General features: G+C 65.4%; 10 protein-coding genes and 1 tRNA gene. 4 read left to right on the forward strand and 7 right to left on the reverse strand.

Going from position 1 to position 13,670, the window contains the following annotated elements; all coding sequences use genetic code 11:
- Positions 1-137: 137 nt before the first annotated feature.
- The 3 genes from AAHB16_RS22085 to AAHB16_RS22095 form a co-directional block, all read right to left on the reverse strand.
- On the reverse strand, positions 138-551 hold the full coding sequence (locus tag AAHB16_RS22085; protein ID WP_150371173.1) for an ExbD/TolR family protein: 414 nt from the start codon (positions 549-551) through the stop codon (positions 138-140).
- Between the two features lie 20 nt (positions 552-571).
- On the reverse strand, positions 572-1,303 hold the full coding sequence (locus AAHB16_RS22090; protein WP_150371174.1) for a MotA/TolQ/ExbB proton channel family protein: 732 nt from the start codon (positions 1,301-1,303) through the stop codon (positions 572-574).
- A gap of 66 nt (positions 1,304-1,369) precedes the next feature.
- The gene (locus AAHB16_RS22095; RefSeq protein WP_150371175.1) at positions 1,370-2,023 is read right to left on the reverse strand and encodes an energy transducer TonB; all 654 of its coding nucleotides are present in this window, start codon (positions 2,021-2,023) and stop codon (positions 1,370-1,372) included.
- Positions 2,024-2,460: 437 nt separating this feature from the next.
- Between AAHB16_RS22095 and AAHB16_RS22100 the strand changes: the two genes are divergently transcribed.
- Positions 2,461-4,761, forward strand: coding sequence for an AAA family ATPase (locus tag AAHB16_RS22100; protein WP_150371176.1), 2,301 nt, complete (start codon positions 2,461-2,463; stop codon positions 4,759-4,761).
- On the opposite strand, the gene murI is transcribed toward AAHB16_RS22100, so the two are convergent.
- The 4 genes from murI to AAHB16_RS22120 all read right to left on the reverse strand — a co-directional run bounded on the left by murI (position 4,751) and on the right by AAHB16_RS22120 (position 8,941).
- Positions 4,751-5,563, reverse strand: a complete 813-nt coding sequence (murI, locus tag AAHB16_RS22105; protein WP_150371177.1) for a glutamate racemase — start codon at positions 5,561-5,563, stop codon at positions 4,751-4,753. The two genes, AAHB16_RS22100 and murI, sit on opposite strands and share 11 nt — an antisense overlap.
- Before the next feature lie 54 nt (positions 5,564-5,617).
- Positions 5,618-7,141, reverse strand: a complete 1,524-nt coding sequence (locus AAHB16_RS22110) for a fumarate hydratase (RefSeq protein ID WP_150371178.1) — start codon at positions 7,139-7,141, stop codon at positions 5,618-5,620.
- A 196-nt stretch (positions 7,142-7,337) separates the two neighbouring features.
- Positions 7,338-7,895 (reverse strand): TIGR00645 family protein, encoded by a 558-nt coding sequence (locus AAHB16_RS22115; RefSeq protein WP_150371179.1) that lies wholly within the window; start codon positions 7,893-7,895, stop codon positions 7,338-7,340.
- A gap of 83 nt (positions 7,896-7,978) precedes the next feature.
- Complete coding sequence (locus AAHB16_RS22120) at positions 7,979-8,941, reverse strand: DMT family transporter (RefSeq protein WP_342051966.1); 963 nt, start codon at positions 8,939-8,941, stop codon at positions 7,979-7,981.
- Between the two features lie 233 nt (positions 8,942-9,174).
- Between AAHB16_RS22120 and acs the strand changes: the two genes are divergently transcribed.
- From acs to AAHB16_RS22135, 3 genes are all read left to right on the forward strand, one after another.
- A complete protein-coding gene (gene acs, locus AAHB16_RS22125; RefSeq protein WP_150371181.1) occupies positions 9,175-11,157 on the forward strand; it encodes an acetate--CoA ligase in 1,983 nt (660 codons plus the stop codon).
- Between the two features lie 132 nt (positions 11,158-11,289).
- Positions 11,290-13,341: a sodium:solute symporter family protein gene (locus AAHB16_RS22130; RefSeq protein WP_150371182.1), complete on the forward strand. Its 2,052-nt coding sequence runs from the start codon at positions 11,290-11,292 to the stop codon at positions 13,339-13,341.
- 48 nt (positions 13,342-13,389) lie between these two features.
- A tRNA-Ser gene (locus AAHB16_RS22135) sits at positions 13,390-13,480 on the forward strand.
- Positions 13,481-13,670 lie beyond the last annotated feature (190 nt).

Genomic DNA, 13,670 nt, shown 5'->3' on the forward strand with positions numbered 1-13,670 from the left:
TCATAAATGAGAACCGTTATCATTACAAGCGTGTTCACATCCATTTACACGGTTGTTCGATCGGCGCGTCGGTGGCGTGCGGCGAATAAAAAAAGGGCATCCATGCGGATGCCTTTTTTTTGCCGAAACCCCCGCGCTCAGCGCTTGGGCTCGGTGATGAAGCCGATCTTGCCCAGCCCGCCATGCTGCGCGGCGGCCATGACTTCCGCGACCGCCTCGTAGCGGACGTCGCGGTCCGCGCGCAGATGCAGTTCCGGTTGCGGCTGCAGCTGCGCGGCCTGCGCGATGTTCGCTTCCAGCGTGGGCTGGTCGACCTCCTGCTGGTTCCAGTACACCTTGCCCTGCGCATCGACGACCACGTTGATGTTCTGGGGCTTCGTGTCGTTGGGCTGGTTGGTCGCGCGCGGCAGATCGATCTTGACCGCGTGGTTGATCACGGGAATCGTGATGATGAAGATGATCAACAGCACCAGCATGACGTCCACCAGCGGCGTCATGTTGATCTCGCTCATCACCTCGTCATCGTCCCCGTCGAGCGTGCCGAATGCCATGATGGATTCCTCTTTGCAGCTTAGTTCTTGACGGCCAGGCGCACCGAAGCGTCATCGGAGGCGGCGCCACGGGCGGTCGGGCGCAGGCGCGCGCCGGTGATGAAGTAGGCGTGCAGGTCGTGCGCGAAACGGTTGAGCTTCGAGATCACGCCCTTGTTGCCGCGCGACAGCGCGTTGTAACCGAGCACGGCCGGGATGGCCACGGCCAGGCCGAAGGCGGTCATGATCAGCGCTTCACCGACGGGGCCGGCCACCTTGTCGATGGTCGGGACGCCCGAGGCGCCAATGCCGATCAGGGCATGATAGATGCCCCACACCGTGCCGAACAGGCCGACGAACGGCGCGGTGGAGCCCACCGATGCCAGCACGGCGAGGCCCGACTGCATGCGCGACACGGCTTCGTCGATCGAGCTCTTGAGCGAGCGCGTCAGCCAGTCCGAGATATCCATCGCGTCATGCAGCTGCGGCTGGCTTGCGCGGTGATGCTGCGCGGCTTCCTTGCCGGTCAGTGCGAGCATGCGGAACGGGTTGCTGTCGTTCGAGCCCAGCGTTTCCAGCGCGTGGTCGAATTCGTCCGAGTGCCAGAAGCGCTTTTCCGCGCCATGCGCCATCTTTTTGAGACGGACCAGATCCCACGCCTTCGTGAGAATCACGATCCAGGACAGAAGGGACATGATCAGCAGAATGATCGCGGTCGCGCGCATGACGAAATCGCCTTGCGTCCAGAGGTGGGAGAGTCCGAGGTCCTGCATGGTTGTTCCTGATGAGTCTGTTGTTTGGAGATCCGGGCGAACCGGGCACTTACGTTGATGGGATGGCTACTTCAATTCGAAATTGATCGGCTGCACCGCGGTGACCGAGATCGGCCGGCCGTTGTCCATATAGGGCTGGCAGCGCATGCGGCGAACGGCGTCGAGCGCGGCCTCGTCGAGTCGCGACGAACCGCTCGATTGCGTGATGCTCGATTTGGAGATACGGCCACCTTCGTCGATCGTCAGGCGAATCATCGTCGTGCCGGTCTCGTTGAGGCGGATGGACTGGCGCGGATAGGTCGGGGCCGGCTGCGAGCACTGTACCTCGCCGATGCCGATGGCGCGCGGCGCGGCGCTGACCGGGGGCGGCGCGGGGGCGGGCTCGGGCGCGGGCGGCGCAGGCGGCGCGGGCGGTGCCTCGATCGCGGTGGGCGACGGCGGCAGCGACGGCGCCGGCTCGATCGCGGGCTTCGGCGGCTGCGGCGTCGGGCGCGGCGTGACCACCTTCACCTGCTTGGGCGGCGTCTCGGGCTTGGCCTTGGGAGGCTCCGGCGCGGGCGGCGCCTTGGGCGGCTCCATCGGAATGATATGGGCGATGATTTCCGGCGCGATGATCGCCTCGGTCATCTTGCGGCCGAGACCGCTCTGGATCAGGTACAGCAGCCCCGCGTGAAACAGCAGAACAGCAACGGTGATCTTGAGAAAACGTTGATCGAACATGTGAAGGGCAACTAGAACTACCGCGCGTTACTTGCGATAGAACAGGATCAGCGAGATGCCACAACCAACCAGCAGGCTAAGCAGCAGTTCCATGATAAACGCTCCGAAAGGCACTTCGAAATACACGAATCCGAAGGGGAAGCGCCACTCTGGGGCAGCGTTATCAGCGCAGCAGTATAAACGATAATGATTCTTATTTGTTGCGCATTGTGCAATGCACGCAGCGGATCGTTGTGGCCGAAGCTTCCATTCCGCAATGTGGCCGCCCGCTCCAAACGTCCGTGCGACGCGCCCTGCGCGGGTTCTCGCGGATGTCACGCAAATCCTAAAGCGCGCTACGATTAACAGACTGCGAGAGAACACCGCGAACGTAACCGGGTAGGCAGGCGCGACGCGACAAGGGTCCGCCGGCCACATCCCGTGCGAAGGGAACAGGCATGGACTTCACACGCTTCGCCGAAGACGATCGCTCCACGCTGCTACGTCCGACGACTGGGGCGGCGTCGAGTTCCGCGCTCGACTGGATGTGCGCGCAGTTTGCGCTGCGCGTGGTCTGCACGCTGGGCCCGCGCTTCAACCTGCGCAGCAATATCAACGACGTGCTGACCGTGAGCGCGCAGGAAATGGTGTGGCCATACGGCGTGGTGCTGCGCGTGCAGCGGTTCCTCGCCGCGCGCTGCGCCGACATGCCCGCGTGGAAGGGCGCCTCGCGCCTGACGCCCGAGGAATTTCTCGACCGGCATGGCCAGTGGAACAGCGCCTTCGACGAAAGCGCGCTGTTCTATTACCTCGACGAGTACGTGAAGCACCATGCGAAGGACATGTTCGCGGTGTTCGACGCGTCGGCCTCCGCGATCGCGGGGCGCCTGCAGGGCGAGCGCGTGCTGCTCGTGCGCAATATCGACATGCTGAGTCACGTGCTCAACCTGCCCGACCATGAACGCAAGCTGCTGCTCTATGCGGCGCTGGCCAAGTACAAGCGCGACCTGCGCGCGGTGATGGTCGATTGCAAGGTCGCGCACAGCCAGGAGGCGTTCCAGATTCTCGCGGGACTGACCGGTGCGAGCGCGGGGGAGGTGGCCATGTCGCTGCGGCCCGGCTCGCGGCTGGAGACGCTGAACCTGATCGAGCAGCCGCTGCCCGAGAACAGCGTGACCGATCTGGGCGACCTGATGCGCCTGTCCGACCGGCTGCTGCATGTGCTGCTCGGCAACTATGCGACCGAGGCCGAGATGATGGCCGTCTTCACGCGGCCCGCCGCGGCGCCGACACTCGGCACGGGCGACTATCCGCATGTGGAAACCGATGCGCGGTATCTGTCCGCGCTGCTCGGCAACGCCACGCGCCAGAGCGCGGCCGGCGTGAACGTGCTGATCTACGGGCCGCCCGGTACCGGCAAGACGGAGTTCGCGCGGCTGATCGCGCGCGAGGCGGGGTGCGAACTGTACGAGGTCGATTGCCTCGATCGCGACGGCAACAGCCTGTCCGGGCGCGACCGCTATCGATCGCTGCAGGTATCGCAGGCCTTTCTGCGCGGGCGGCCGCGCACGGCATTGCTGTTCGACGAGGTGGAGGACGTGTTTCCGGGCAGCGCGCGCGAGCTGATGAGCCTGTTCGGGCAGGAGGATACGCGCGCGTCCGTGAACGGCAAGGCGTGGGTCAACCAGACGCTCGAGCAGAATCCGGTGCCCGTGATCTGGATCTCGAATTCGATCCGCCAGATCGATCCCGCGTATCTGCGTCGCTTTCAGTTCCACCTGGAACTCAAGATTCCGCCGCCACTCGTGCGCGAGAACATCATCCGCAAGCATCTGGGCGCGCTCGACGTGAGCGATGCGTTCATTGCCACGCTGGCCGCGCGCAAGACGCTGACGCCGGCGCAGGTGCAATCGGCGGCGCGGTTCGTCGAGCTCGCGCGGCCGAGCGTGGAGGAGCCGACCGAGGCGCTGATCCTGCGGCAACTGGAGCATGCCGACCGCGCGATGGGCATGCGGCCCGAGGCCGAGGCGCGCGCGGTGGTCACGCACTATCGGCTCGACAACCTGCACCTCGAGACGCGTTTTGCCGTGGACAAGATCATTACCGCGCTCGGGGCGCGGCAGCGCGGCACGCTGTGTTTCTACGGGCCGCCGGGGACCGGCAAGACCGCGCTGGCCGAACATATCGCGAGCGCGCTCGACCTGCCGCTGATGATCCGCCGCGCATCGGACCTGATGAGCAAGTACGTGGGCGAGACCGAGCAGCAGATCGCCGCGATGTTCGCGCGCGCGGAAGAGGACGGCGCGGTGCTGCTGCTCGACGAGGCCGACAGCTTCATGCAGAGCCGGCAGCGCGCGGTGCGCAACTACGAGGTGTCCGAGGTCAACGAGATGCTGCAGGGCATGGAGCGTTTCAACGGCATCTTCATCTGCACGACCAACCTGTTCGATCGTATCGACGAAGCGGCGCTGCGGCGCTTCTCGTTCAAGATCCGTTTTCAGGCACTGCAGCCCGCGCAGCGGGTACGGATGTTCGTCGAGGAAGCGCTGGCAGGCGACGAGGCGGCCCTGACCGATGCGATTCGCGCCGAGCTGCTGGCGATGGACTGCCTGACGCCCGGCGACTTCGCGACGGTCAAGCGGCAGGGCGTGGTGCTGGGGGAAGCGCTGACGGCCGACGAGTTTCTGGCGCAGCTGCGGCAGGAGCATGCGGTGAAGCCCGAGGTGCGGCAGCATCGGCCGCTCGGCTTTACGCAGTGAGGTCGGTACCGATCGTCACAGTTTCGGCGGCCGCATCGACGCCGAGCAGTGCTGCCGCCATGGCCCGCAGATGCGCGGCGTCGCGCGTGGAGACATAGCGGTCTCGCGGTGCGGCGTCGGACGGGGCGGCAAGATCGAACTCGGCGAGCTTGCGCGCAAGCTGGCGCGCGATGGCCACGCCGGTATCGACGATGGTCAGCCGGTCACCGACCATCTCGCGGATGGTTTGCGTCAGAAACGGATAGTGGGTGCAGCCGAGCACCAGCGTATCGGCGCCCGCGTCCAGCATCGGCGCGAGCAGCGACTGCAGGCGCGCGCGCATCGCGGCGCTGTCGATATCTCCCTGCTCGATCATCGGCACGAGGCCGAGTCCCGCTTCGCAGACGAAGCGGCTGGCGTGCTGCAGCGTGCCCAGCAACCGGTTGAACTTGTCGCTCTTGAGCGTGTTGGCGGTGGCCAGCACGCCGACCACCTTGCTGCGGCTGGCCGCGGCCGCGGGTTTGAGGCCCGGCTCGACGCCGATGACGGGCAGCGTGGTGAAGCGCGCGCGCACGGCCTGCACCGCGTGCATCGTCGCGGTATTGCAGGCGATGACGAGGGCCTTGCAGCCTTGCGCGACCAGCCATTCGCAGACGTCCAGCGTGCGGGATTCGACGAACGATTCGGGTTTTTCGCCGTAGGGTGCGTGGCGCGAGTCGGCGACGTACAGCAGCGATTCGTGCGGCAGCAGCGCGCGGATCTCCCGCAGCACGGAGAGGCCGCCGAGGCCGGAATCGAAGACGCCGATCGGGGAGGGGTTCAACGCAGAGGTGAAGTGGCCCCTCTCCCGGGGGAGAGGGGGGACATCGGGGATGTATTACGCGGTGGCGACGGGGATCTTGCCGATCTTGGCCTGCCATTCCGCGGGGCCGGTCTTGTGGACCGAGGTGCCCGAGCTGTCCACGGCGACGGTCACGGGCATGTCCTTGACGTCGAACTCGTAGATGGCTTCCATGCCGAGGTCTTCGAAGGCCAGGACCTTCGCGCCGCGGATGGCCTTGGACACCAGGTAGGCGGCGCCGCCGACGGCCATCAGATATGCCGACTTGTGCTTCTTGATGGCCTCGATGGCGACGGGGCCGCGTTCGGCCTTGCCGATCATCGAGATCAGGCCCGTCTCCGAGAGCATGGTCTCGGTGAACTTGTCCATACGGGTAGCGGTGGTGGGACCTGCCGGGCCAACCACTTCGTCACGGACCGGATCCACGGGGCCGACGTAGTAGATCACGCGGTTCGTGAAGTCGATGGGCAGCTTCTCGCCCTTGGCCAGCATGTCGGCGATGCGCTTGTGCGCGGCATCGCGGCCGGTCAGCATCTTGCCGTTCAGCAGCAGCGTCTGGCCCGGCTTCCACGAGGCGACTTCCTCGGGGGTGAGCGTGTTCAGATCGACGCGCTTCGACGTTTCGGTGTCCGGTGCCCATTCCACCTTCGGCCAGGCCGACAGGTCCGGCGCTTCCAGCTGGGCCGGGCCGCTGCCGTCCAGCGTGAAGTGCACGTGGCGGGTGGCCGCGCAGTTCGGGATCATCGCCACGGGCTTCGAGGCCGCGTGGGTCGGGTAGCCCATGATCTTGACGTCGAGCACGGTGGCCAGGCCGCCCAGGCCCTGCGCGCCGATGCCGAGCGCGTTGACCTTCTCGTACAGCTCGACGCGCATTTCCTCGATCCAGTCCTTCGGGCCGCGGGCGATCACCTCGTGGATGTCGATCGACTCCATGAGCGATTCCTTGGCCATGACCATGGCCTTCTCGGCGGTGCCGCCGATGCCGATGCCCAGCATGCCGGGCGGGCACCAGCCGGCGCCCATCGTCGGCACGGTCTTGAGGACCCAGTCAACGATCGAATCCGACGGATTCAGCATCACGAACTTGGACTTGTTCTCCGAGCCGCCGCCCTTGGCCGCGACCTGGATATCCACGGTGTTGCCGGGGACCACTTCATAGTGGATCACGGCCGGGGTGTTGTCCCTGGTGTTCTTGCGGCCGCCTTCGGGCGGGTTCACGATCGACGCGCGCAGCACGTTGTCGGGGTGCGTATAACCGCGGCGCACGCCTTCGTTGATCATGTCCGTCAGGCCCATGGTGGCGCCATCCCAGCGCACGTCCATCCCCACCTTGACGAAGATCGTGACGATGCCGGTGTCCTGGCACAGCGGACGCTTGCCTTCGGCGCACATGCGGCTGTTGGTCAGGATCTGCGCGATCGCATCCTTCGCGGCCGGACTCTGCTCCAGCTCGTAGGCGCGGCCCAGGCTGGTGATGTAGTCCATCGGATGGTAATAGCTGATGTACTGCAGGGAATCGGCGACGCTCTGGATGAGGTCTTCTTGCTTGATGACTGTCATTTTGTGGGGGTGGGGCTGCGGTGAAACACAGCCCGGGATGATACACCGTGCGCGGCGCGGCTGCCCGGTTGCATACAGGCGTCGACAGCCATTTTCGTGTCCGAGAGGCGCCCGAGAGGTGCCCGAGAGGTGCCCGGATGTGGGGCCGGGGCGACATCGGGCGGCCGGACGATCGCCCTGGGCCGTCCGACGGGTGTCAGTGATCGGCCGTGGCGGGAGCGCCCGCCGTGCCGGCGGGGTCGTGGGCCGGCGCGGGATGCGACGTCATGCGGTCCACCCATGCCATGGCGACCGCCGACAGCAGGAAGGCCAGATGGATGATGACCTGCCACATGATCGTGTGTTCCGACCGCTGTTCGGCGTCGATGAAGGTCTTGAGCAGGTGGATCGACGAGATGCCGATCAGCGCCATCGACAGCTTGACCTTGAGCACGCCGGCGTTGACGTGGTCGAGCCATTCCGGTTCGTCGGGGTGGTTGTCGATGCCGAGGCGGGAGACGAAGGTCTCGTAACCGCCCACGATCACCATGATCAGCAGGTTCGAGATCATCACGACGTCGATCAGGCCGAGCACCACGAGCATGATCTTGGCTTCGTCGAACGTGGCCGCATGCGAGACCAGATGCCAGACCTCGATCAGGAAGTGATAGACGTAGACACCCTGCGCGACGATCAGGCCGAGGTAGAGCGGCAGTTGCAGCCAGCGCGAGGCGAAGATGATGCTGGGGATGGGACGCAGGGGAGTGTGGGCCATGGAGGATGCGGACGGTTGGATGGCGGACATTCGTTGCAGACATTCAAAGCGGCGTCGATTGTACCGTCTGCCTGCCGTTTACCCTACCTTTTCGGCCCCGCTGATTCGCTACCGATTGTTTCAGCGCGGGGGGCGGCCATCGCGCGCCGCGCGATCGGCCCGGGCCAGCTGGCGATGGCGATGCCCGCCAGCACGCAGGCCAGCGCGACGCCATGCGCCCAGCCTGGCCGCTCGCCCAGAAACACGATGCCGTAGACCGCCGCCGCGATCGGCAGCACCGAGGTGAACACGCCGGCCAGCTGCGCGGGCACATGGCGGATGCCCTTCATCCAGAGCCAGAACGAGAAGATGCTTGCCGACAGCGCGTACCAGACGATCTGCGCCCAGACATGCGGAGAGACGGCAGCCGCATCGAACGACAGCAGCGGCACGATGCCGAGCGGCAGCATCAGCAGACCGCCGATCAGGTGCGTGTACGCGCAGATCTCGATCGCGGCGAGCGACTGGGACAGCCGCCGCGACAGGATGACGTAGATCGATTCGCAGACCACGGCGCCGAGGATCATCAGGTTGCCGAGCAGTGCATGCGTGCCGCCATCGGCGGCGTGGCCCGCACCATGGTCATCGCCACCGCGCGCGATATTGAGCACCGCGATGCCGGCCACCGCCAGCAGTACCGAGGCGACGGTCCGGCGCGACAGCGCCTCGCGCAGCAGCAGCCATGACAGCAGGGCCACGGTCGCTGGGATCGTGCTCGTGATCACGCCCGCGGCCATCGCGCTGGTCAGCCGCACGCCGCCGAGCATCAGCAGCGTGAAGCCGAACGTGCCGAAGAACGCCATCAGGAAGAGGTTGCGCCATTCCGCGCGCGAGACCGCGCGCATGCGGGCGGGGCGATACCACGGCACGAGGCAGACGATGGCGATGACGAACCGCAGCAGCGCGAACAGCAGGACGGGGACCTCGGCGATGATGGACTTGCCGAGGCCGACGTTGCTGCCGACGAGGGCCATCGCGGCGATCAATAACAGGGCGTGGAAGGACACGTTGGCGAAGCAGGGAGGCGTGCGTTGGCGCAATACGGTCTGCGCGATTGCGGGTGGCTCGCGGCATTGTAGCTGTGCTAGCCTAATGGAGCCGACTGCACATGCGCGCCCGGCTTGCTGCTGCGTCGCAGCATGCCGCCGAGCGAGACCGTTCCTTCGACCGTCAGGTTTGAGTAAGGCGCCGGGCGTACCTTGCAGCCAAAAGCATTCCATCCAGATCAGGAGACAACCTCATGTCCGCCATCGAGTCGGTGATGCAGGAGCATCGCGTTTTCAATCCTCCCGAGTCGCTCGCCAAGACCGCCTCGATCCCGAGCATGGAGGCCTACCAGGCGCTGTGCGACGAAGCGGCCCGCGACTACGAGGGTTTCTGGGCGCGCCATGCGCGCGACCTGCTCCACTGGCACAAGCCGTTCACGAAGGTCCTCGACGAGAGCAACGCGCCGTTCTACAAGTGGTTCGAGGACGGGCAGATCAACGCGTCGTACAACTGCCTCGAGCGGAATATCGAGAAGGGCATTGGCGACAAGACCGCGATCGTGTTCGAGGCGGACGACGGCGCCGTCTCGCGCGTCAGCTACAACGAGCTGCTCGCGCGCGTCAGCCGCTTTGCCAACGGGCTGAAGGCGCTTGGCATCAAGAAGGGCGACCGCGTGGTCATCTACATGCCGATGTCGGTCGAGGGCGTGGTGGCCATGCAGGCGTGCGCGCGCATCGGGGCCACGCATTCGGTCGTGTTCGGCGGGTTTTCGGCGAAGTCCCTGCAGGAGCGTCTGGTGGACGTCGGCGCCGTGGCGCTGATTACCGCGGACGAGCAGATGCGCGGGGGCAAGGCGCTGCCGCTGAAGGCCATTGCCGACGAGGCGCTCGCGCTGGGCGGCTGCGAAGCCGTGAAGCATGTGGTCGTGTATCGCCGCACGGGCGGCAAGGTCGCCTGGACCGAAGGCCGTGACCGCTGGATGGAGGATGTGTCCGCCGGCCAGCCGGATACGTGCCCGGCCGAGCCCGTGGATGCCGAGCATCCGCTGTTCGTGCTGTACACGTCGGGTTCCACCGGCAAGCCGAAGGGCGTGCAGCACAGCACGGGCGGCTATCTGCTGTGGGCGCTCATGACGATGCGCTGGACGTTCGATATCAAGCCGGACGACCTGTTCTGGTGTACCGCCGATATCGGCTGGGTCACGGGGCACACCTATATCGCGTACGGTCCGCTGGCGGCGGGCGCGACGCAGGTCGTGTTCGAGGGCGTGCCCACGTTCCCGAATGCCGGCCGCTTCTGGGACATGATCCAGCGCCACAAGGTGTCGATCTTCTATACCGCGCCGACCGCGATCCGTTCGCTGATCAAGGCGGCCGAGGCCGACGAGAAGATTCATCCGCGCCAGTACGATCTGTCGAGCCTGCGCCTGCTGGGCACGGTGGGCGAGCCGATCAATCCGGAAGCATGGATGTGGTACTACAAGAATATCGGCGGCGAGCGTTGCCCGATCGTCGATACGTTCTGGCAGACCGAAACCGGCGGGCACATGATCACGCCGTTGCCGGGTGCCACGCCGCTGGTGCCGGGTTCGTGCACGCTGCCGCTGCCGGGCATCATGGCCGCGATCGTGGACGAGACCGGGCAGGACGTGCCGAACGGCAGCGGCGGCATTCTCGTCGTCAAGCGTCCGTGGCCGTCGATGATCCGGACGATCTGGGGCGATCCGGAGCGCTTCAAGAAGAGCTACTTCCCGGAAGAACTCGGCGGCAAGCTGTATCTGGCGGGCGATGGCTCGATCCGCGACAAGGACACCGGATACTTCACGATCATGGGCCGCATCGACGACGTGCTGAACGTGTCGGGCCACCGCATGGGCACGATGGAGATCGAGTCCGCGCTCGTGGCGAACTCGCTGGTGGCCGAGGCCGCCGTGGTGGGCCGCCCCGACGACATGACGGGCGAGGCGATCTGCGCGTTCGTCGTGCTCAAGCGTTCGCGGCCGACGGGCGAAGAGGCCGTGAAGATTGCGGCCGAGTTGCGTAACTGGGTGGGCAAGGAGATCGGTCCGATCGCCAAGCCGAAGGACATCCGCTTTGGCGACAACCTGCCGAAGACGCGCTCGGGCAAGATCATGCGTCGTCTGCTGCGGTCTCTGGCCAAGAACGAAGAGATTACGCAGGACACGTCCACGCTCGAGAATCCGGCGATTCTCGATCAGCTGAAGCAGGCACAGTAAGTTCTGTCCGCCGAGGCTGGGCCGAGTGCCTGACGCCATGCGCCCCTCTGCCGCCTAGCGGGAGAGGGGCGCTTTTCTGTCCGCGCTTGTCTGGCATTTTGCCGAGCGCGTTCTTCATCGGTCGCCACCTTCATGTCTGACGCGCAGTCGAAATTCCGCCGCCGGTTGATGCTCTACTACAGCCTCTTCACGCTGGGGCTGCTGGGCTTCGTCGCGATGATGGGGTTGCTCGAGCACTCCAATGCCGATGCGCTGTGGCTTGGGTATGTGTTCCTCTTCGTCACGATCGCGATCTATGCGTGCATCGGGCTGATCTGCCGGACTTCGGACCTCAACGAGTATTACGTCGCGGGGCGGCGCGTGCCGGCGATGTTCAACGGCATGGCGATTGCCGCGGACTGGATGAGCGCGGCATCGTTCATCGGGCTCGCGGGCATTCTGTTTGCCTCTGGGTATGAGGGGCTGGCCTATGTGATGGGCTGGACCGGCGGCTATTGCCTCGTGGCGTTTCTGCTTGCGCCGTATCTGCGCAAGTATGGCGGCTACACGATTCCCGATTTCCTGGCGGCGCGGTATGGCAATGGCAAGCCGGGCGGCAATCTGCCCGTGCGGGCGATCGCGGTGCTGGCGGCGTCGCTGTGTTCGTTCGTCTATCTGGTTGCGCAGATCCAGGGCGTGGGGCTCATCGTGACGCGCTTTATCGGCGTGGAGTTCGCGGTCGGGGTGTTCTTCGGGCTGGCGGGCATTCTGGTGTGTTCGTTTCTCGGCGGCATGCGGGCGGTGACGTGGACGCAGGTGGCGCAGTACATCATGCTGATCGTCGCGTTTCTGCTGACCGTGTCGCTGATTGCCTGGAAGCATCATGGCGAGATACTGCCGCAGGTCAGCTATGGGTCGCTGCTCAGTCAGCTGGACAGGCAGGAGCAGGCGCTCGAACAGTCGCCGGCCGAGATCCAGGTCCGCGAGATCTTTCGCCGGCAGGCGGGGGCGCTGGACGAGCGGATCGCGCGTCTGCCGCAGTCGTTCGACGAAGAGCGCGCCGCGCTCGATGCGCGGCTGCTGGAGTTGCGGGTACGGAATGCGCCGTTGCGCGAGATCAAGACCGTGGAGCGGGAGCGGGCGACGTTTCCGGTGGACGCGGCCGATGCGCTTCAGCAATGGACGCTGATGCGCGACGAGGCGCTGGCACGGAGCCAGCCCTCGACGCCGTCGACGGAGCCTTATCCGGCGGCGACCGAGGAGGAGCGCGCGACCAAGCGGCTGAACTTCGTGCTGCTGGTGTTCTGCCTGATGCTTGGGACCGCGAGCCTGCCGCATATCCTGACGCGGCTCTATACGACGCCGTCGGTGCGCGAGAGCCGCAATTCGGTGGCGTGGGCGGTGTTCTGCATCGCGCTGCTATACGTCTCCGCGCCGACGCTGGCGGCGCTGGTCAAGTACGAGTTCTTTCACCATCTGGTGGGCACGTCGTATGGCGATCTGCCGCAGTGGGTCGTGCAGTGGCGCAAGGTGGATCCGCCCGTGTTCGGCATTCGGGATATGAACGGCGATGGCATCGTGCAGTGGGCCGAGGTGCTGATCCAGCCGGACATGATCGTGCTGGCGGCGCCGGAGATTGCCGGGTTGCCTTACGTGATTTCGGGTTTGATCGCGGCGGGCGCGCTGGCGGCGGCGCTGTCCACGGCCGACGGGCTGCTGCTGACGATCGCCAATGCGTTGTCGCACGACGTGTACTACCACATGGTCGATCGGCAGGCGAGTCATCAGCGGCGGGTGACGACGGCGAAGATCGTGCTGCTGGGGGTGGCGCTGTTTGCGTCGTACGTGACGTCGCTACGGCCGGGGAACATCCTGTTCCTGGTCGGCGCGGCGTTCTCGCTGGCGGCGTCGAGCTTCTTTCCGGTGCTGGTGCTGGCCATCTTCTGGCGGCGGACGACAGCGGCCGGGGCGGTGGCGGGGATGGCCACGGGACTGGCGGTCGCGGTCTATTACATTTTCGTCAACTATCCGTTCTTCACGCGCATCACGGGGATCTTCGGCAACCGCTGGTTCGGCGTGGACCCCATCGCGTCCGGGGCATTCGGCGTGCCGGCAGGCTTTGCCGCGGCCATCATCGTGAGCCTGATTACGCCACGGAACGCACCGGTGATCGACCGGCTGGTGAGTTATCTTCGGCGCGGGTAGGGCGCCTCTGGACAGCGCGAGTGGCTCTGCTATAATCGCGGACTTCCCGGAGAGATGGATGAGTGGTTTAAGTCGCACGCCTGGAAAGCGTGTATAGGTTAATAGCCTATCGGGGGTTCGAATCCCCCTCTCTCCGCCAAGAACAAGTACGAAGTCATCCGAAGCCGTCCAATTGGGCGGCTTTTTTGTTTTCTATCCCTTATGCAGCAAGGGTTTGCAGGCAATATGCTGTCCTAAGTCGTGCGTAGTCGTCCATCCACAGCCGGTAAAAATCCGGGGTACATAGTGGGGTAAACTGGTCTCATCAACGATACGCGGGGTACCCCAAG

The organism is Cupriavidus sp. OTU4054 (assembly GCF_038440175.1).
Taxonomy (GTDB): domain Bacteria; phylum Pseudomonadota; class Gammaproteobacteria; order Burkholderiales; family Burkholderiaceae; genus Cupriavidus; species Cupriavidus pauculus_D.

Bases quoted from the DNA above. Each gene is read 5' to 3' on its own strand.
- AAHB16_RS22085 (WP_150371173.1), bottom strand. From the start codon at position 551: ATGGCATTCGGCACGCTCGACGGGGACGATGACGAGGTGATGAGCGAG.
- AAHB16_RS22090 (WP_150371174.1), bottom strand. From the start codon at position 1,303: ATGCAGGACCTCGGACTCTCCCACCTCTGGACGCAAGGCGATTTCGTC.
- AAHB16_RS22095 (WP_150371175.1), bottom strand. From the start codon at position 2,023: ATGTTCGATCAACGTTTTCTCAAGATCACCGTTGCTGTTCTGCTGTTT.
- AAHB16_RS22100 (WP_150371176.1), top strand. From the start codon at position 2,461: ATGGACTTCACACGCTTCGCCGAAGACGATCGCTCCACGCTGCTACGT.
- AAHB16_RS22110 (WP_150371178.1), bottom strand. From the start codon at position 7,141: ATGACAGTCATCAAGCAAGAAGACCTCATCCAGAGCGTCGCCGATTCC.
- AAHB16_RS22115 (WP_150371179.1), bottom strand. From the start codon at position 7,895: ATGGCCCACACTCCCCTGCGTCCCATCCCCAGCATCATCTTCGCCTCG.
- acs (WP_150371181.1), top strand. From the start codon at position 9,175: ATGTCCGCCATCGAGTCGGTGATGCAGGAGCATCGCGTTTTCAATCCT.
- AAHB16_RS22130 (WP_150371182.1), top strand. From the start codon at position 11,290: ATGTCTGACGCGCAGTCGAAATTCCGCCGCCGGTTGATGCTCTACTAC.